17 protein-coding genes are annotated in these 17,785 nt (G+C 64.1%); 13 read left to right on the forward strand and 4 right to left on the reverse strand.

Going from position 1 to position 17,785, the window contains the following annotated elements:
* The first annotated feature begins 1 nt into the window (after position 1).
* From ACSF9G_RS01510 to ACSF9G_RS01525, 4 genes are all read left to right on the forward strand, one after another.
* Positions 2 to 751: a hypothetical protein gene (locus ACSF9G_RS01510; RefSeq protein WP_436637523.1), complete on the forward strand. Its 750-nt coding sequence runs from the start codon at positions 2 to 4 to the stop codon at positions 749 to 751.
* A gap of 18 nt (positions 752 to 769) precedes the next feature.
* A complete protein-coding gene (locus tag ACSF9G_RS01515; RefSeq protein WP_436637525.1) occupies positions 770 to 1,738 on the forward strand; it encodes a ketoacyl-ACP synthase III in 969 nt (322 codons plus the stop codon).
* Between the two features lie 4 nt (positions 1,739 to 1,742).
* Positions 1,743 to 2,780, forward strand: a complete 1,038-nt coding sequence (locus ACSF9G_RS01520; protein ID WP_436637527.1) for a hypothetical protein — start codon at positions 1,743 to 1,745, stop codon at positions 2,778 to 2,780.
* Positions 2,781 to 2,965: 185 nt separating this feature from the next.
* Positions 2,966 to 3,757 carry a carbon-nitrogen hydrolase family protein gene (locus ACSF9G_RS01525; protein WP_436637528.1) on the forward strand — a complete coding sequence of 264 codons (792 nt, stop codon included), beginning with the start codon at positions 2,966 to 2,968 and terminating at the stop codon, positions 3,755 to 3,757.
* Here the strand turns inward: ACSF9G_RS01525 and ACSF9G_RS01530 are convergent.
* Positions 3,754 to 4,581 (reverse strand): flavodoxin family protein, encoded by an 828-nt coding sequence (locus ACSF9G_RS01530; protein WP_436637530.1) that lies wholly within the window; start codon positions 4,579 to 4,581, stop codon positions 3,754 to 3,756. The genes ACSF9G_RS01525 and ACSF9G_RS01530 overlap by 4 nt on opposite strands.
* A gap of 92 nt (positions 4,582 to 4,673) precedes the next feature.
* Here ACSF9G_RS01530 and ACSF9G_RS01535 point away from each other — a divergent pair, with 92 nt between their 5' ends.
* The 8 genes from ACSF9G_RS01535 to ACSF9G_RS01570 all read left to right on the forward strand — a co-directional run bounded on the left by ACSF9G_RS01535 (position 4,674) and on the right by ACSF9G_RS01570 (position 12,767).
* The gene (locus ACSF9G_RS01535; protein ID WP_436637532.1) at positions 4,674 to 5,753 is read left to right on the forward strand and encodes a helix-turn-helix transcriptional regulator; all 1,080 of its coding nucleotides are present in this window, start codon (positions 4,674 to 4,676) and stop codon (positions 5,751 to 5,753) included.
* Positions 5,754 to 5,929: 176 nt separating this feature from the next.
* Positions 5,930 to 7,156: an ABC transporter substrate-binding protein gene (locus tag ACSF9G_RS01540; protein WP_436637535.1), complete on the forward strand. Its 1,227-nt coding sequence runs from the start codon at positions 5,930 to 5,932 to the stop codon at positions 7,154 to 7,156.
* A gap of 103 nt (positions 7,157 to 7,259) precedes the next feature.
* Positions 7,260 to 8,030, forward strand: a complete 771-nt coding sequence (locus ACSF9G_RS01545; protein WP_436637537.1) for an ABC transporter ATP-binding protein — start codon at positions 7,260 to 7,262, stop codon at positions 8,028 to 8,030.
* Complete coding sequence (locus tag ACSF9G_RS01550; RefSeq protein WP_436637539.1) at positions 8,023 to 8,694, forward strand: ABC transporter ATP-binding protein; 672 nt, start codon at positions 8,023 to 8,025, stop codon at positions 8,692 to 8,694. The genes ACSF9G_RS01545 and ACSF9G_RS01550 overlap by 8 nt, the downstream gene beginning before the upstream one ends.
* A gap of 3 nt (positions 8,695 to 8,697) precedes the next feature.
* The gene (locus tag ACSF9G_RS01555) at positions 8,698 to 9,570 is read left to right on the forward strand and encodes a branched-chain amino acid ABC transporter permease (protein ID WP_436637541.1); all 873 of its coding nucleotides are present in this window, start codon (positions 8,698 to 8,700) and stop codon (positions 9,568 to 9,570) included.
* Positions 9,571 to 9,595: 25 nt separating this feature from the next.
* Positions 9,596 to 10,603, forward strand: a complete 1,008-nt coding sequence (locus tag ACSF9G_RS01560) for a branched-chain amino acid ABC transporter permease (protein WP_436637557.1) — start codon at positions 9,596 to 9,598, stop codon at positions 10,601 to 10,603.
* A 98-nt stretch (positions 10,604 to 10,701) separates the two neighbouring features.
* Positions 10,702 to 11,667 (forward strand): agmatinase, encoded by a 966-nt coding sequence (speB, locus tag ACSF9G_RS01565; protein ID WP_436637584.1) that lies wholly within the window; start codon positions 10,702 to 10,704, stop codon positions 11,665 to 11,667.
* Between the two features lie 29 nt (positions 11,668 to 11,696).
* Complete coding sequence (locus ACSF9G_RS01570) at positions 11,697 to 12,767, forward strand: arginase family protein (RefSeq protein ID WP_436637586.1); 1,071 nt, start codon at positions 11,697 to 11,699, stop codon at positions 12,765 to 12,767.
* Between the two features lie 45 nt (positions 12,768 to 12,812).
* Here ACSF9G_RS01570 and ACSF9G_RS01575 read toward each other — a convergent pair whose 3' ends face one another.
* From ACSF9G_RS01575 to ACSF9G_RS01585, 3 genes are read right to left on the reverse strand one after another with little or no spacing between them, the layout of a single operon-like run.
* Positions 12,813 to 13,781, reverse strand: coding sequence for an agmatinase (locus ACSF9G_RS01575; protein WP_436637588.1), 969 nt, complete (start codon positions 13,779 to 13,781; stop codon positions 12,813 to 12,815).
* Between the two features lie 21 nt (positions 13,782 to 13,802).
* Positions 13,803 to 14,564: an SDR family NAD(P)-dependent oxidoreductase gene (locus ACSF9G_RS01580; RefSeq protein WP_436637590.1), complete on the reverse strand. Its 762-nt coding sequence runs from the start codon at positions 14,562 to 14,564 to the stop codon at positions 13,803 to 13,805.
* Complete coding sequence (locus tag ACSF9G_RS01585) at positions 14,561 to 15,340, reverse strand: SDR family NAD(P)-dependent oxidoreductase (protein WP_436637592.1); 780 nt, start codon at positions 15,338 to 15,340, stop codon at positions 14,561 to 14,563. Before ACSF9G_RS01585 ends, ACSF9G_RS01580 begins: the two co-directional genes overlap by 4 nt.
* A gap of 377 nt (positions 15,341 to 15,717) precedes the next feature.
* Between ACSF9G_RS01585 and ACSF9G_RS01590 the strand changes: the two genes are divergently transcribed.
* Entirely contained in the window at positions 15,718 to 17,772 is a 2,055-nt protein-coding gene (locus tag ACSF9G_RS01590) for a transglycosylase domain-containing protein (RefSeq protein ID WP_436637594.1), read from the forward strand.
* The last annotated feature ends 13 nt before the right edge of the window (positions 17,773 to 17,785 follow it).

Raw genomic sequence — 17,785 nt, forward strand, 5'->3', positions numbered from 1 at the left:
GATGCGGTCGTTCCTCCGGCTACTGGTGGCTATTTGCCTCGTCATCGCGACGGCGCACCTGCTACGCCAGTCCGGAGCGCTGATCGATCTGAAATCGGCGCTGGAGCCGAACAGCCCCGCCTATCAGGCGAGCATTGCGCTCACCCGCAACCGGGGGACAACAAAGCCGATCGTCTTCGGAGACGACTGGTTCCGGCAACGGCTCAGGAAAACATGCGACGCCCGAACTTGGATCTATGCCAAGACCCCGCAAACCTATTTCGAGGGCCTGGCGGGCCTGGTCACCTATGCGGCGGAGCGCACGACGGGACCGATCATCGTCCAGATCGGCAACTATACCTGGTTCCCCAACCGGAAGATCCAGAACCTCAGGTTCGATTACCTGCCGGCGGTGCACGGCCTTTCCCCCGCCGAGATGTGGCAATCGACGAGACTGCTTTTCGATTTCCTCGCGGACCTGGCGCGACGCGACAACTACGGCCGGGCTATGGCCAAGGACGGCGGCTACTTTTTCGCCTCCGCCGACCTGAACGGCTTCGCTTCCCTGGTCGAGGCCGTCAAGGCGGCGGATGGCCGGATCTTCCTGGTCTCGGCGGACAAACGAGACCTCAAGGACGTTACGCCCCTGCAGGTCTCCCGACGCGACGATGCGATCTCGCTTAACCCGGACATTGGCCTGTATACGGGTATAGAGGCCTTCGTGGAGGCGACCGGCTGCGCGCCGCAGCGGGTGCCGAACGCGAAGAACTGATCGAGAGAAAACGACGACATGATCGAGACCATCACCGTCGCCCTGCCCAACTGGGTCGTCAGTGCCGAGGAAGTCGCCGAATGGACCGCTTCCGATCCACAGTTCATCCGAGAGAAGGTCGGCATCGAATCGCGGCGGTTCCTGCGCGAGGACGAGACCGGCCGCGACCTGGCGTCGACAGCCGTCCGCGACCTGCTCGACAAGACCGGTCAGGACCCCGCCGCGCTCGACTTCCTGATCACCGTGACACAGACCCCCGATTATCGCCTGCCGCACATGGGCGCACAGATTCAGGACGCTTGCGGGCTACCCACCACGATCATGGCGTTCGACATCGCGCTCGGCTGCTCGGGCTACGTGCATGCGCTGTCGATCGCCAAGGGGTTGCTGTCCACCGGGATGCGCGCCGGCCTTATCGTAACCTGCGACCCGTATTCGAAGATCATGCGGCGGCAAGACAAGGCGACCGTCACCGTGTTCGGTGACGGGGCAACCTGCAGCCTGGTATCCCGGGAAGGGATCGGCCGGCTGGGTGCCTTCGATTTCGGCACGGATGGCAGCGGCGCGGAGCACTTGTGCTACCGGGGTCCGGGGCTCGACGGCGCCCTTGCGAATTCCGGCCCGGATGGCACCGAGGCGACCCCGAGCCTCCACATGAACGGCCGCGAGATCCTCAATTTCATGATCGAACGCGTTCCCGATTCCGTGGACAGTTGCCTGCAGGGTGAAGGCCTCACCCGCGACGATGTCGACCTTTTCGTTTTCCACCAGGCGAGCCGCTACATGCTGACGCTGCTGGCCCGGCGCATGGGCCTGGATATCGCCAAGGTGCCGATATTCATCTCCGATACAGGCAACACCGTCTCCTCCACAATCCCGATCGTGTTGAACAGGCTCCAGCAGGCCGGGGAGCTTGAGGGGCGCACGGTCCTGATGTCCGGCTTCGGCGTCGGCCTGTCCTGGGGAACGACGGTGATCCGGTTCTGACCGCATGGCGCGCGACGCCCCCATCCCGGACGTTCCGAAAACGTCCTCTCCCGAGCAGGCGGACAGAGAGGCCGCGATCGAAAGGCGCGGCTATTTGATCCTCGCCTTTGTGCTCGTCGCCGCCGCGTTGACGGCATCGTTCCTGCTGCCGGACCTGCGCACCTTCCGTTACGCCTCGGAGTATCGGGACTTCGCGACACCTGCCTTTTGCGATGACCGCGACGTCGACGTGGTCTTCCTTGGAACATCGCGCATGGCGCGGGCAATCGACGGCCGGAAAATCAGCGAAGCCTTCGCGGCGCGAACCGGCCGACCGCTTTCGATTGTCGACCTGTCACAGCCCGGCCAGTCCCCGTTCGTCTGGAGACGCCTGCTTGCCGACCAGCTCGAGAACCGACGAGTGAAACTGGTCGTCGCCGAACTAGGCCGGCCGATCAAACCGCCGCGATCGACCACACTCAAGAAGATCGGGAACGTCCTGCCCACAGTTGAATTCGTGGATTATGTCGGACGAAACAAGAATGAACCCCGCGTGCAGGGCCTGCTGCCGGCGGTCCAGGCCCGGCTGGGATCCTTGGAAGCAGGCCTCGGGAACCCCTGGAGAGGATGCCCGGACGCGCTGCCCGACGACGGCGTCTACGATTCCACGCAATCGCGGTACAAGCTTCCCAAGGCTTTCAAGGATGCCGAAGGCCTGAAGAAACGCTCGAGAAATCCGGTCGACAAGATCTTCTCGGACAACGGGTACGCATTCATCAGGGAAGTCGCGGAGGCACTTACGGAGACGGCCCGCGAAAACGGCGCGCAGATTGTGTTCATGAACCTGAACGACATCACGCAGAGGACCGTCAGCCCGCAGATCAAGACGGCATTCCAGCAGAATATCGGTGCGGAGCTGGTGTCCTGGCCGAATGCCCTGAACCAGGAGTTGCGCACCGGGATGTTCTACGCGGATCCGGAACATCTCGACGAAAGCGGCTCCCGGCTCGTGGCGCCCTGGCTTGCCAAGGTGATCGACCGGCATCTGTCGGCGCGGCCCTGAAGGCCCGCGCTCGCCGACTTGCAGCAACGAGCAGCCTCCGCAATGCGCACGGGCTCGCGGAGGAGACGGGAGCTCGATCTTTTTGCGTATTCGGTTATAGACACGATCCGGGACGCACGGATTGCGGCAGCTTGCGGGATGCGTGTCCCTGACAATGGCTGCCCATTTCATGGGAGGAACGATTGATGCCGGCACTTTTCCAGACATCGGCAAGACCGGGCGACAAGCCCGCCAACGTCGCTGCGATCGAGCGCGCGGCGGCGGCCGCCGCGGCTACCGGAGCGCAGATCATCACGTTTCCCGAGCTGTACCTGACCGGCTATAACCTCGGCACGCGGCTTCGCGACCTGGCGGAACCGATCGATGGCCCGTCTGTGGCTGCCATCTCGGAAATCGCCCGCACGCATGGGATAGCGATCGTGTTGGGCATGCCGGAGCGCGATGGGGACCGCGTCTTCAACACCGCTCTTGCCGTCGATGCCACCGGTGCGGTGGCCGGGCGATACCGGAAGATCCACCTTTTCGGCGAAGACGAACCAGGCATATTCACGCCGGGCGAAGGACTGACCGTCATCAAGGTCGGACCGTTCAAGGTCGGCCTGGCGATCTGCTACGACATCGAGTTCCCGGAACTCGCGCGCGCGCTCGTGCGCGGCGGTGCGGATCTGATCGCGGTACCGACCGCGAACATGCTGCCCTATACCGAGGTGCCGACGACGGCCGTGCGCGCCCGCGCCCTGGAAAACGGGGTTGCCGTCATCTACGCGAATCTCATCGGCACCGACGGGCCGCTGACCTATACCGGGGGAAGCGCGATCGTCGGCTTTGATGGCCACGACCGCTGTCGCGCCGGGTTCGAAACCCAGGCCCTGCTCAGTTGCACGACGGAATCCGTGTTGCCATCGGCAGATCCCCATCCCCTCGCCAGCACGCAGCTTCGCGATGTCCGCCCCGAAGCGCTTTTTGTAGTCGACTAGTCGCCTCCGACCTCGGCAACGGTCCACATCCGCGCGGGTCGAACCGTGTCGATATGGTAGTCGGTGGCGGCACGGGTGAAGAATTCGCGCCCGAACCGCCGTGCGGCGCCGACGGGATCGCCCGGGTCGCGGCGGACGTCGCCGCGGGAATTGCCAAATCCGTGAATCACGCCAACGAACGTGGAGCGGGAATAACGCGCGTATTCCTGGAACTGGGTCAGCACGGCGGCGGAAACCATGGGAAAAGTTTCTTCGGAACTGATCGCCAATCCCAGACGCTTGTTCTTCATCCGCTCGATCACGTCGGCGGAGCCGGGATAGGATGCCGCGTAGTAGCAGAACATGCGGTCGAAAAACGCCTTCAACTGCGCTGACGGCCCATACCAGTAGACGGGCGTAGCAGCGATAAAACCGTCCGCGGGCAGGAACTTGTCGAGGAACACGGAGCGAAAGCCGTCGTCGATCGAGCAGTTGCCGTCGCTGGCCCGGCACTTCCGGCAATCGCGAAGAAAATCCTTCAGGAAATCGTCCGCGAACACGATGTCGGCCTCGTGACCGGCGTCACGCAGTCCTGCCGCAATCTCGCCGGCCAGAATGGCGGAATTGCCGTCACGTCGGGGGCTCGACGACAAGACGAGCGCTTTCATGTTTTTCTCCTCCAATGGACCGCGCAGCCAGTTCGCAGGGAGACCTTTGGCGCCCAAAAATGTCAAGCGCAGGCGTGAACGATTTGCGTTGCTCGGCCTAATGGGGGCATGATCGTCCAGACGATCCAACGGATCGAAACGTGTCGTGGCGGCGACGCTTCCTGCGAACGCAGTCACCGCACGCCCCGTGGATCGTACGACCCCGGGGTATCGTGTGGACCGGGGATCGCACGGCTCAAGACTGCGAACACCAACGGACAACCGGCCAGATGAGTTTGGCGGAAACGACGATCGACATGGACGCGCTGACCGCGGACGGGCGCCAGTCCGGGCCTGCCGATATCAGGCCCGTCGTCGACGCGCTCTCCGTCATTGCCGAAGCCGTCGGCCATTCGGATTTCTATTCCACCGCCCTGAAGGCCCTGGCCGGACTGTTCGGGTGTTCGCACTATGTTGCGATGCGCTATACCCAGTTTGGGAGTCCACGCTTCCTCCACCACAACTGGCTGACTGAGGAAGAAATAAGGCTCTACAACGCGGAACTTTACCGCCTCGACCCCGCCTTCGGCCTGGTGAGAAGCGGCAAGACGAGGCCCGTGTTCTCCTTCATCCAGATCGCCAACGAAAATCCGGTCAGCCTGTTCTTCAAGAACCTGGAACACATGATCCGCGTCAAGGACGAGCTCGTGTTCCTGCTGCCGGCGGCGGGCGGAATCTGGGCTGCGCTGTGCGTCGATCGCGTCAACGCCGCCTTCGGCGAAAGCGATATCGCCTTTGCCGAGATGATCCACCCCCTCGTCGACCGATTACACAGACTGCATATCGACCGCTCGCTTCTGGGGCCCCGCAGCGGCTACGGAAGCGATGCCGACCTGGCCGTTCTGGTTGCCGATCAGGACGGTCGTGTCGTGTTGAGCAATCCGGCGTGGTCCAAGTTTTTCGAAGATACAGCCCCCCTCGATCTAGCCGAGATCACGGGCGGCCATGACAGCGGCGTCCATTTCCTGCCAGCCGACGAGGTGCTCTACTGGGAGCCGCTCGACGCGACGCATGCGGTCGCGCCTCACGGGCGCATCTACATCATCGAGCACCATTCCCCCGGCGCGGTCGGCCTGAATCTCGAAAGCCTCATCGCGAACGTCCAGATGAAACACCGCCTGACGCCGCGCGAATGCGAGGTGGTGCGCCTCGTCCTCCAGGGTCGTTCCGTCGTCGACATTTCGGATCGGCTGGCCGTAAGTATCGGAACGGTCCGCAACCACAAGCAGCGCCTCTATCGAAAGCTAGGCGTCAGTTCGGAACGCGAGCTGTTCCCGCTGCTTCTGGGCCCGTTGTTCGGAGAGCCGTAGCCCCCTCTCGCGCGCACGGCCTTGAACGATCCCGCCTCAGAAAGCCATCCCCAATGGTGGAATCTTGCACCATTGCCGGTGCTCCCTGTTTGGTGCTGAACTTGTAGGTGGCAAAGCGGTCAACAAGAGCCGCGGCCCGGCCTGGTCAAAACGATTCCCAAAGGGAGAAGAAATCGATGAGCCTGAATTCCTGGTTCGGCACCCACGTAAAACCTATCGGCATTGTCGCGTCCGCATTTGCGATGTGGGCGACCACGGCAACTGCCGCCGAGACGATCAAGATCGGCGCACCGATTCCGCAGACCGGCCCCTTCGCCAGCGACGGCACGGTCATGGAAAAGGCAATCAAGCTTGCCGTCGATGATATCAACGCGAATGGCGGATTGCTCGGCCGCCAGCTGGAAATCGTCCATTTCGACATCGGGGAACTGACTCCCGACAAGCTGCAAGCCGCGGCAGTCAACCTGATCGATCGCAATGAAACGGACCTGATCATCACCGGGTACGGCGGCTTCGGTCCGGACATTCCGGCCTTCTGTCCCTACGATGTCCCGTTCATCCACGTCGATGCGTTTTCGAGCGTCGTCGATCTGATGAACAACATGAACTGCTCGAATATCTTCAACATCTCCGACATTGAAGCGGCGTATGGCCGCGTCCTGTTCGATCAAATCATGTCGCTCGGCTATGACTTCCCGAACAAGAAGCTCGCCATCGTTCATGGCCCCTACGAATGGGAATACGGATTGACCGGGGCGATGGCCGAAGCCGCCGAACCGGCCGGCTGGGAAGTGGTGTTCAACGAGGAAGTGCCCTACGAAAGCGTGCAGTGGCCACCGATCCTGAGCAAGATCCGGAACCTTGAACCCTCGCTCATCCATATCGAGCTGATCGACCCTTCGCTGACCAGCACGTTCATCCAGCAGTATCGGGAGAACCCGATCCCGGGCGCGCTCGTGAGCGTCGGCTACGCGGCCTCGATCCCCGCTTTCGGTCAAGTCGTGACCAGCGGCGACGCGGACGGCGTGCTCGGCATAACCCTGTCGGCGCACCGTCCGGGCGATCCGGCTGCGGAAGCCTTCGTCGCTGATTGGCAGAAGGCCTATGGCGAAGAGCCGCCCTACAGCATCGCCGCGGCACTCTACGACGGCGTCAACATGTGGGCCGAGGCCGTCAAGAAAGTGGGCGACCCGACGAAGCACGCCGAGATCAACGCGGCGCTGCTGGAAATGCCCTACAGCGGACTGACGGGCGTGCTGGACCTCAACGAACGGCACATGATCCCGACGAGCGACGAGACGCAGCCCTCGTTTCTGCTGCAGGCGCAGGACGGCAAGCTGAAGACCATCATGCTCGGAACAAAACACACCGGCGACTTCGTGGTTCCCGAGTTCGCCAAATAGTCGACGCGAAACCGGTGACGGCACGGCCTATCGCCTTCCACGTGCCGTCACCGTCCCACGCGACCGCCCCAGTGTACCTCCCCTCCATTCCGGGAGAGCGAGAGTGAACAGGCCTGCTCCCAACACCGCTACGCGACACGACGATCGTCTGATGTCGCTGGATCGCGTCCGTCGCTCGTTCGGCGCGCTCCGGGCGCTCGATGACGTCAGTTTCGACATCCGGCGCGGCGAAATTCTCGGCGTTGCCGGTCCGAACGGCGCGGGCAAGACGACGCTGATGAACATTTGCACGGGTGCGTTGCCCATCACCAGCGGACAGATCGTGTTCGACGGTCATCGCGTCGACCGAATGCCACCCTATCGCCGCTGCCAGATGGGAATCGCCCGCACGTTCCAGATCCCTCATATCTTTTCGTCGATGAGTGTCCGTGAAAACGTCGCCCTCGGCGCGGATTTCGGGCAGGGTCCGCGCGCGCATGGCGATCACGACGCCCACATCTCCGACGTTCTCGAGATGACCGGCCTGTCGAGCCAGGCCGATGCCTCGGTGACCGCCGCCAATCTGATCACCCGCAAGCGCATCATGCTGGCCGCCGCTCTGGCGACCCGGCCGCGCCTGGTTTTCCTGGACGAGCCGATGGCCGGGCTCAACCATGACGAGGTCGAGAGCTTCGTTGAGCTGTTTGGCGACCTTCACAACGCGCTCGACCTGACCCTGGTCATCGTGGAGCACAAGATTCGCGCGTTGGCCGCGCTGTCTCAGCGGATCCTGATCCTCAATTTCGGATCGGTTCTCACGATCGACACACCGGAAAAGGTTCTCGCCGACCAGGCCGTGATCGACATCTATCTGGGAACGCAAAACCTTGCTTAGCGTCCGCGACATCGATGTTTTCTATGGCGATTTCCACGTCTTGCACGGCGTTTCGCTGGAAGTCGAAAAAGGCGAGCTCGTCGCGGTCATCGGCGCAAATGGCCACGGAAAGAGCACGCTTCTGAAGGCAATGTGCGGCCTCGTGCCGGTCGCAAGCGGCGACATCGTCTACCAGGGCGAGAGCATTCGCGGGCTCGATGCCCCGCGGCTCGTGGCCCGCGGACTTGTCTATGTCGCCGAGGACAGACGGCTGTTCCCGGACATGACCGTCAGGGAAAACCTTCTGCTGGGCGCCTATCTCGACCGGGGCCGGAAGCGGCGCGAACAAACGCTGGCCCACGTGTTCGAGCTCTATCCCCGGCTTGCCGAGCGCCAGCGCCAGCTTGCGCGCACGCTGAGCGGCGGTGAGGCGCAGATGCTGGCACTTGGCCGCGGACTCATGTCCGCGCCGGACCTCATCGCCATTGACGAACCCTCGCTCGGGCTCGCGCCCAACCTCGTCGACTCCATGCTGCAAACCGTGCACCGGCTGAAAGAAGACGGGATGACCGTCCTGCTGGTCGAGCAGAGCCTCGCGCTGATCGAAGACGTGGTCGACCGGATTTACACGCTGGAAGAAGGCGTCCTCTCGGAAAGCCGCAAGACGGCGATGGAGAGGAGCTGAGTTATGGATCAGTACGTCGAGGTTTTCATAGGCGGGATCGCGCAGTCGGCCGTCTACTGCATCATGGCGTTCGGTCTGGCGATGGTCTACGGGACCGCGCGCATCCTCAACTTCGCACATGGCTCGCTCTACACGACCGGCGCGTATCTCGCCTGGGTGCTCACTGTCGGCGTCTTCGGTCTCCCGTTACTGGTCGCCGCACCGATCCTCATCATCCTCCTGTTCATCGCCGGCGTCGGGCTGGAGCGCGTGCTCATCCGCCCGTTCAGGGGCGGCGCGGACTGGAAGATCAACACGATGATGGTGACGCTCGGTCTCGCGTTCCTGCTGGACAACGCCAATCTGCTGATCTTCGGACCGGTGCCCCGTCCCCTGCCGACGTTCGTCGAGGGAACCGTCACGATCTTCGGAGCGGTTATTTCCTCCTACCGGGTCGCTGTATTTGGCATTGCGATCGCCATCCTCGTCGGCTTGGAGGTGTTCTTGCACACCCACCGCTTCGGTCAGGCGGTGCGCGCGGTCGCGCAGGACATGCAGGGCGCCAAGCAGGTCGGGATCGACGTCAACCAGGTCTTCGGCTTCACCTTCGGCCTGTCTGTCGTGCTGACCGGCGTCGCCGGCATGCTGCTGGGCCCGATCTTTCTCGTGTCGCCGCAGGGCGGCTGGGAGTTGTTCCTGAAGGCTTTCGTGATCGTCGTCCTCGGTGGCCTCGGCAGCACGCGCGGTGCGGTTGTCGCCGCCTTCATCCTTGGACTGATCGAGGCCTTCGTCGTCTATGAGATCGGGGCGTCGTGGACGATGCCGGTCTGGCTTCTGACGCTGCTGATCGTGCTGATGATCCGGCCGCAGGGTCTCATGGGCGTCTGGGCCAAGTGAGTTTCTGGCGATGAGCGATATAACGATGTCAACCAAGCAGCCGACCGACAATCAGACGCGCCGACGCCGACTGGCCGGGACACAAACGCTCGCCTATCTGGGCTGTGTCGCCGCGCTGGGTGTTGCCGGCTACCTGATCGACGATCCCTACATCCGCCACGTGCTGATCCTGTGCTTCTTGTGGTCGTTGGTCGTCGCCGGCTGGGACATGGTGCTGGGCTATGCCGGTATCTTCAACTACGCCCAGCTCGTCTTCTTCGCCGCCGGCGCCTATGCGGTCGGGATGCTGACCACGCAGGCTGGCGTTCCGCCTGTGGCCGCGCTCGTCATGGCCCCCGTCGTCGTCGCCGGCTTCGGCCTGCTGGTGGCGTTACCGTGCCTGCGGCTGAAGGGGGAATACGTCGCGCTCTTCACCTTCGCCATCCACCTCGCGATGCCGCCACTGATCCTCAAGGCCAAGGCATGGGGCACCGGCGGCGCGCTCGGCCTTTACGGTATCCCGCCGATCGAGATCGCCGGTATCACATTCGGTCCGCGCGATACGCTGGCCTGGTATTTCCTGACGCTGATCGTCGCGAGCGCCGCGATATACGCCGTCTATTTCATCGTCCTGCGCCAGCGCATGGGCCGCGCGTTCATGGCCCTGCGCGATTCCGAGGATTTCGCCCGCTCGCTCGGTGTCAGCGACTTCCGCTACAAGCTGCTCGCGTTCATGGTCTCGGCAGCCGTTACCGGCCTCGCCGGCGCGCTCTATGCCAACTACACCTCGGTCGTCACGCCGAAGATCCTCGGCAACGAGTTCTTCCTGCTCGCCATGGTGATGCTCGCGGTCGGCGGCATCGGCAAGTTCCCCGGTGCGGTCGCGGGCGCGTTCATCGTCACCATCGCCAACGAGCTCCTGCGCAGCGCGGGCAATACGCGCCTGCTTCTGCTCGGCCTCGTGGTCGTGCTCACGCTTCTGCTGCTGCCAAACGGCATCGTCTCGCTTCGCGACCGCGTCCTTCGTCTTCTGCCCGTCAGGAGACCCGGTTGAGACCGGCCGACCTGTCGTCGCGTTGCCCGTCCCCCTAACCGAGTCCGGCGCATGGCCGGAATCGCCCCCTGCCCCAATGCCGCGAGGAGATAACGACCATGACGGCCACTTTTGACGAAAACGCCTTTTCCGGCCTGCTCCATGCCGGCACGCACGGAACCTTCATGCGGCTCCCGTCGATGCCCGCGAAAGCGGCGGATCTCAAGGAAGCAGGGATAACCGCGGCCGTCCTGGGCTTTCCGTGGGATGCGATGTGCATCAGCCGCACGGGCGCGAACTACGGCCCGCGGACGATCCGCGACGTCAGCGACCAGTTCTCCTTCTTCAACGCCAATACCGGCGTCGACCTGAACGATCATTACAAGATGGCCGACTGCGGCGATGTTCCCGTGAATCCGGGAGCGGCCGTGCAGACGATCGACCGCGCCGAGGCGATGGTCACGGAGATCCTCGAAGGCGGCGCGATGCCCGTCACCATTGGCGGCGACCACTCGATCACCATTTCCTGCGTCCGCGCCTTCGCCAAGAAGTACAAGAAGCCCGGCCTGGTCCTGGTCGACATGCACTTCGACACGGCCGAGGCGCTGAACGGCGAAACGCTCAGCCATTGCTGCCCGATCACGCGCGCGGTCGACGCCGGCTTCGATCCCAGCCGCATCGCCATCGTTGGAACCGGCGGCTGGATGAACCCGAAGTCTGAACTCAACTACATCAAGGACAAGGGCATCACGGTCTTCCCCGCAGAGCAGATCTGGGAAGAAGGCGCCCGCGCCGTGGCACGCAAGGCGGCGGCCGTGGCGAACAACGGCGCGGACGGCGTCTACATCACCTACGACATCGATGCGGTCGACGCGGCCTACGCACCGGGAACGGGCGTGCCCGCCCCGGGCGGCATGACCTCGCGGGAGGCGATCGCCATGGCCAACGAGCTCGGCCGGATCGGCATCCACGGCTGCGACCTGGTCGAGGTGTCGCCGTCCTGGGACCACGACGGCATCACCAGCCGTCTGGCGGTCCGGCTCATCCTCGAGATGCTGGCCGGCAACGCAGAAGCCAACCGCTGACGCGCATAAGACTGCGAAGGGAGAACGCCATGGCGGCATTTTCGGAAGAGAAGCGGGCGCGCCTTCGCGCGCTCGCCGAAGGGGAATTCCTGCAGAGCAGCGATCCGGCGATCGACGCGTTTCTGCGGCGGATGGAGGCGGAGAACGCGCCCGTCTTCTCGGACGTCTATGCCGGAGACATGACGTTCTTCAATGCGCCCCGCAAGACCGATCTCGACCAGGTCGATCTGGCTCTGGTCGGGATACCGTTCGAGGCGAGCGCGCCGGTCCGGGCCGGAACGCGGCTGGGGCCACGCTCTTTCCGCGAATGGTCGAAAGTCCGCGGACCGGTTCACGACGTCTGGAAGACGATCCCGTTCGAACTGCTCAGCGTCGCCGATATCGGCGACATTTCGTTCGAGAGCCCCCACGACGTTTCCTCCTGCGTACAGACGATCCAGGAAACCTTCTCCGGTTTCCGCCGTAAGGGCATCACCCCGTTCTCGGTAGGCGGCGTCCACACGATGTCGCATCCGATCCTGACCGGTCTCGCGTCCGGCGAGGGCGTCGGCCTCGTTCAGATCGACGCCCATGCGGACACCGCGCGCGGCAGTTTCCAGGGCGATCGTCTGAACGATTGCCGGGTCTTCCTCAACGCCATGCTCGACGAGGCAATCGATCCAGAGCGGACCATCCAGATCGGCATGCGCGGGTCGCTCAGCCCGTACTGGGACTTCTCTAAGGAAGCGGGAGCGCGCATCATTCCGATGCATGAATGCTACGATCTGGGGGTCTCCGGCCTGCTGGACGAGATCCGCAGCGTCATCGGCGACGGGCCGTTCTACTTCTCCCTCGACACCGATGGCATCGACGCGACCTATCTGCCCGGGACGCAACTGCCCGAGCCGTTCGGCTTCACCACGCGGGAGGTCGTCCAGATCATTCGCGGCATGCGCGGCATGGACATCGTCGGGGCCGACATCGTCGAACTTTGCCCGCCCTACGATCCCAACGGCATTTCGGCAAACATCGCCGCGGCGCTGGGTTTCGAAATGGTATGTCTACTGGCCGAGGCGCACGTGGCGCGGAACGGCCAGACCAGAAAGACCCACTGGCGCTAGCACATCCCACATAGGCCGCGGGAGGGCATCACGCCCTCCCCGGCTTCACTTCGCCGCGGCCATCTGCTCGGCCATCACGCAGAGCAGTTCGAACATCAAAGACACCCCGAGCCAGGCAGTGGCGCCGGAAGGATCGAACGGCGGCGACACCTCGACGAGATCCGCACCGACGATGTTCACGCCCCTAAGTTCCCGCACGACCTGGATCGCCTGGAAGGAATTCGGCCCGCCGACCTCCGGCGTGCCCGTGCCCGGCGCGAAGGCCGGATCGACGAAATCGATGTCGTAGGAGACATAGGTCGGCTCCGTGCCGGCAATCGACCGGGCCTCGGCCATGACATCCTCAATGCCGCGCTTGAAGAACTCCTCGATCGCGATCACCCGGATGCCGACGGACTCCGCGAAATCGCGGTCCTCGGTGTCGTAGGCCGTTCCGCGGATGCCGATCTGGACCACGCGCCTGGGGTCGAGGAGCCCTTCCTCCACTGCGCGGCGGAACGGCGTCCCGTGCGTGTACATCGAGCCACCGAAATAGCTGTAGAACAGATCGGTGTGGCTGTCGAAATGGATCATGCCGAGCGGTCCGTCGGCGGCGAGGCCGCGCAGGATCGGCAAGGTGCACAGATGATCGCCGCCGGCGGTCAGCGGCACGATGCCGGCCTCCCGGATACGGCTATAGTACCGGGTGAAACGGTCCAGGCTGTCCTGCAGATCGGCCGGGTTCGGCGGCACGTCGCCGAGATCGGCGCAATTCACCAGCTCGAACGGCCGGACGCCGGTCGCCCCGTTGCCGGCCCGGATCATGGTCGACAGGTCGCGCAGCTGGCGCGGCCCGTGGCGGGGCCCCGCCCTGTTGGTCGTGCCGCTGTCCCACGGCGCGCCGACGAGCCCGATCCCGACCTCGGCGATACGCGGATCATCCAGGGAAACGTGCGGCAACCGCATGAAGGTCGGCACGCCGGCGAAGCGCGGCAGATCGAAGCCGGAGACCGGCTGAAAGAATGGATCGCTCAAGACAGTGTCCTCAACAGGTGGTCACGGCATAGCACTGCCGCCATTGATGCCATAGCACTGGCCGGTCACGAAGCGCGCCCCGTCCCCGGCGAGATAGAGGGCCAGCGCGGCAATTTCCTCGGGCGCGGCGAAACGGGCAAGCGGAATGTCGAGATCCCGCGCCAGTGCCTCGGGGCTCATGGTCGCCGGGCTCGTCATGTCGGTATCCACTGGCCCGGGCGCGATGGCGTTGACGAGAATATGCGGGGCAAATTCCGTCGCGAAGGTGCGGGTCAGAGCGACGATGCCGCCCTTCGACGCACTGTAGGCCGCCATTCCTTCGCGACCGAGGAAGGCAAGGTCGGATGCCAGATTGATGATGCGGGCGGGCGACGCACCCGCCGGCCGATCGAGCATGAGCCGCGCCGCCTCGCGGCCGACAAGAAACGTACCGCGCAGGTTGACCGCCACGACACGATCGAAATCGGCGGCACTTGTCTCCAGGATCGGGGCTTCGCGCAGAATGCCGGCGTTGTTGACGGCGATATCGAGGGTACGGAACCGCGCGGCGACCTCAGCTAGCATGGCGACGACGTCGTCCTCGCGCGAAACATCGGCCTCGAACGCGAAACTTTTGGAGCTCAAAGTCTGGAGGTCCGCGAGTGTTTCGGCGGCCCGTTCATCACCGTGATGGCAGATCGCAACACTGGCGCCCTCTCGGGCAAGGGCCAGCGCAATGGCGCGGCCGATGCCGCGACTGCCACCGGTGACGAGCGCCGTCCGGCCGGCCAGGGTCCCGGTCATGCCATCACCTCGCCCCGGTCCACATTGATCGCCTGGCCGGTGATGTTGGCCGCGTCATCGGAGGCGAGAAAGAGGTACAACGAAGCCACGTCGGCCGGTTCCATCAACCCGCCGATTGCCTGCCCGGCGACGATCTCCCCGAGCAGCGCGTCCTCATCCGCTCCGGTTTGTGCCGCCATCGCCGCGAGCGAGCGCATCGATGCCTCGGTACGGACCCAGCCCGGGCATACGGCGTTCACCGTGATCCGACGCGCGCCAAGCTCGCGCGCCCAGACCCGGGTCATACCGATAAGCGCGTGTTTCGAGCCCACGTAAGCCGAGAAGTCCGGCACCGCGGTCTTGCCCCAGATCGAGGCGGTGACGATGATCCGGCCGCCCTCGGCGATCCGCGAAGCGAGTATCCGGGTCACGTTGTTGGTACCGGCTACGTTGATCGCCATCACCCGGGCAAAGGCATCATCGATGGACGAATCCGGTTCGGCGAGCGGCGTGGGCCGCTCGAGGCCGGCATTGTTGATCAGGATATCCAGTTCGCCCATGTCGGCCAGCGCTGCGACAACCGACGCCCGGTCGGAGATATCGCAGACGATGGCGGAAACGGGGCGCGCCGCTATCGCCGACAGGCGCTCGGCGGCGGAGCGAACCGCGTCGTCCTCCGCGAGCACGACCAGATCGGCGCCGGTCGTCGCAAAGGCCTCGGCCACCGCGAATCCGATGCCGCGACTTGCGCCGGTTACGAGCACGCGCTTGCCGGCAAAATCGAAACGCACGCCCATCAGTCGCGCTCGGACAAGTCTTCGCGCACCGCAGCGGGTGCTGACCAGACGCCGGGATCAACGTCCGGAACGCCCTTCGCGGGGATCTTTTCTGTCAGGGAATCCCGATGTCCCGGGCACATGGCCCGAAGACCGGCCTTGGCCAATTCATGCATTGCGAGATCGTTGCCTTCGTTGAGAAACAAGCGCTTCTTGGATTCTGCCTTGAACCATACGGATTCGCCAGACGCTGCGGCGGGTCGCGCACTCTATCGCAAGAGCCCGCCGCAGGCGTCCCCTATCGCGTAGAAGTCGCAGGAATAGCGGCTGGTTCAACGCCTCAAGCACACACGCTTCATCTGGAACGAGACGCTTGGGACCGTTTCGTTGCTGTCGCCGTGGACGATGCGACGGCAACCGGCAAAGCCCTCCCAATTGGTTATCGCCTTTCAGGAACTTCATCGCGGATCGTTTTCCGGCTACTCTTCGCGATCGAAAGCGATCCCTTCCGTGAGAGGGTGGATGCAGGTCCGGTCATGGACGGCTTTGCCGTGAAGCAACGCCACGCAACGGCCACGCGCGGGAAACGAGCGAAGGCGCGACGCTCCGCCTTCACGCGGGCTGTCTCCACGGTTCCCGCGGCGTTGGGTCTGACCGCCGGACTGATACTGGTGGCCTGGCTTTGGCCAATTCTGGACGCGGTGCCGACGCGGATCGATGAACCCGTTCGCCGAGACCCGACGATCGTATTGCTGGCCGCGGACGGCGAACCGTTCGCCGAGTTCGGCCCACATCGCCAGTCGCCGGTCACGAGGGAAGATCTCCCGGACCATTTCATCGATGCTCTGCTGAGCATCGAGGACCGTAGCTTCTACCAGCATTTCGGGATCGACCCCTTCGGGATGCTGCGCGCCGGGCTTCGCAACGCGCGCGCCGGACAGGTCGTCGAGGGCGGCAGCACGATCACGCAGCAACTGGCCAAGATCGATTTCCTCGGCGGCGAGCAGAGCTTCGAAAGGAAGATGCGGGAGGTCATCCTGGCCCTGCGGCTGGAAGCGGCCTACAGCAAGGACGAGATCCTGCTGCGCTATCTCAATCATGCCTATTTCGGCGGCGGGACCATCGGTCTGGCCGCAGCGTCCGACCGCTATTTCGGTAAGAAACCGCGTGACCTCGGCGTCCGCGAGTCCGCCGTTCTGGCGGGATTGATCCGCGCCCCCTCCCTCTTGAACCCGCAGTCGTCCGTTGAGCGGGCAACCGAACGGGCAGACGTGGTGCTGACCGCCATGGTCGATGCCGGAAAGCTCACGCGGCAGGCAGCCGATGCAGCCCGACGGGAGCCGCTTTCGATCCGCTCGGCCGGTTCGGACCCGGACCCCGGCGTCTGGTTTGCCCAGTGGGCCATCTCCACCCTTCGATACGAGGGAAAGGAGGACATGTCCGTCCGAACGACATTCGATCCGCAACTGCAATCCGTCGCCGACACGGCCGTGCGGGACGCCTTCGCCAGCGCGCGCGCGAAAGGGGCCGGAGTCTCTCAGATCGCGTTGGTCGCGATGCGTCGCGACGGTGCGGTTCTGTCGATGGTGGGCGGACTGGATCCGGGCAAGACGCAGTTCAATCGCGCCTACCAGGCCCGGCGGCAGCCGGGGTCCGCGTTCAAGCTCTTCGTCTATCTGGCCGGCCTGCGCCTCGGCTATCGTCCCGACGACATCGTGATGGACATGCCGGTCGACATAGATGGCTGGTTGCCGAAGAACTACAATGGGCGGTACTACGGATATATCTCGTTGTCGGAGGCCTTCGCGCGGTCCGTCAACACGATCGCGGCCCGTTTGGGCAACGCGGTGGGCACCAGCGCGATCATTCTCGCGGCCCGCGACCTCGGCATCGACGCGGACCTGAACGCGGTCGGAAGTCTTGCGCTTGGAACCTCCGGTGTGACGCTTCTGGATCTGACCGGCGCCTACGCGTCCGTTGCCGCGGGTGTGATGGCGGTCGAGCCTTACGGCCTCGAGACAAACGCCATGAAGAAACAGCGCCCCCGGCTAGACCACCGCGGCGAACTTCTGGAAATGCTTCGAATGGTCGTCGACCAGGGGACCGGCCGTCGCGCCGCCCTGCATCAGCCCGTCGCGGGAAAGACGGGCACGAGCCAGTCGTACCGGGACGCCTGGTTCGTCGGATTTGCTGGCGATCTGGTGGTCGGCGTCTGGGTTGGCAATGACGACGAAACCCCGATGCACGGTATCACCGGGGGCTCGCTACCGGCCCAGATCTCCCATGACTTCATGGAAAAGGCCTTGCCGTTGATGCCCGCTGCCCCGACCGTCGCGCAATCCGACCCCGCCGCGCCAGAGACGTCGGGCGGCTTCTTCGTCAAGGAAACCGGAAAGGCCGGCGACGGATTTTTCGAAGTCGCGGATCAGCCGCTGTTCTTCAGGGAACAATGAGGGGCTGATCGGT

This window comes from Microbaculum mangrovi (genome assembly GCF_051390635.1).
In the GTDB taxonomy this organism is placed as follows: domain Bacteria; phylum Pseudomonadota; class Alphaproteobacteria; order Rhizobiales; family Tepidamorphaceae; genus Microbaculum.

Bases quoted from the DNA above. Each gene is read 5' to 3' on its own strand.
- ACSF9G_RS01585 (WP_436637592.1), bottom strand. From the start codon at position 15,340: ATGGGCGTGCGTTTCGATTTTGCCGGCAAGCGCGTGCTCGTAACCGGC.
- speB (WP_436637584.1), top strand. From the start codon at position 10,702: ATGACGGCCACTTTTGACGAAAACGCCTTTTCCGGCCTGCTCCATGCC.
- ACSF9G_RS01580 (WP_436637590.1), bottom strand. From the start codon at position 14,564: ATGACCGGGACCCTGGCCGGCCGGACGGCGCTCGTCACCGGTGGCAGT.
- ACSF9G_RS01515 (WP_436637525.1), top strand. From the start codon at position 770: ATGATCGAGACCATCACCGTCGCCCTGCCCAACTGGGTCGTCAGTGCC.
- ACSF9G_RS01570 (WP_436637586.1), top strand. From the start codon at position 11,697: ATGGCGGCATTTTCGGAAGAGAAGCGGGCGCGCCTTCGCGCGCTCGCC.
- ACSF9G_RS01525 (WP_436637528.1), top strand. From the start codon at position 2,966: ATGCCGGCACTTTTCCAGACATCGGCAAGACCGGGCGACAAGCCCGCC.
- ACSF9G_RS01555 (WP_436637541.1), top strand. From the start codon at position 8,698: ATGGATCAGTACGTCGAGGTTTTCATAGGCGGGATCGCGCAGTCGGCC.
- ACSF9G_RS01560 (WP_436637557.1), top strand. From the start codon at position 9,596: ATGTCAACCAAGCAGCCGACCGACAATCAGACGCGCCGACGCCGACTG.
- ACSF9G_RS01510 (WP_436637523.1), top strand. From the start codon at position 2: ATGCGGTCGTTCCTCCGGCTACTGGTGGCTATTTGCCTCGTCATCGCG.
- ACSF9G_RS01520 (WP_436637527.1), top strand. From the start codon at position 1,743: ATGGCGCGCGACGCCCCCATCCCGGACGTTCCGAAAACGTCCTCTCCC.
- ACSF9G_RS01535 (WP_436637532.1), top strand. From the start codon at position 4,674: ATGAGTTTGGCGGAAACGACGATCGACATGGACGCGCTGACCGCGGAC.
- ACSF9G_RS01540 (WP_436637535.1), top strand. From the start codon at position 5,930: ATGAGCCTGAATTCCTGGTTCGGCACCCACGTAAAACCTATCGGCATT.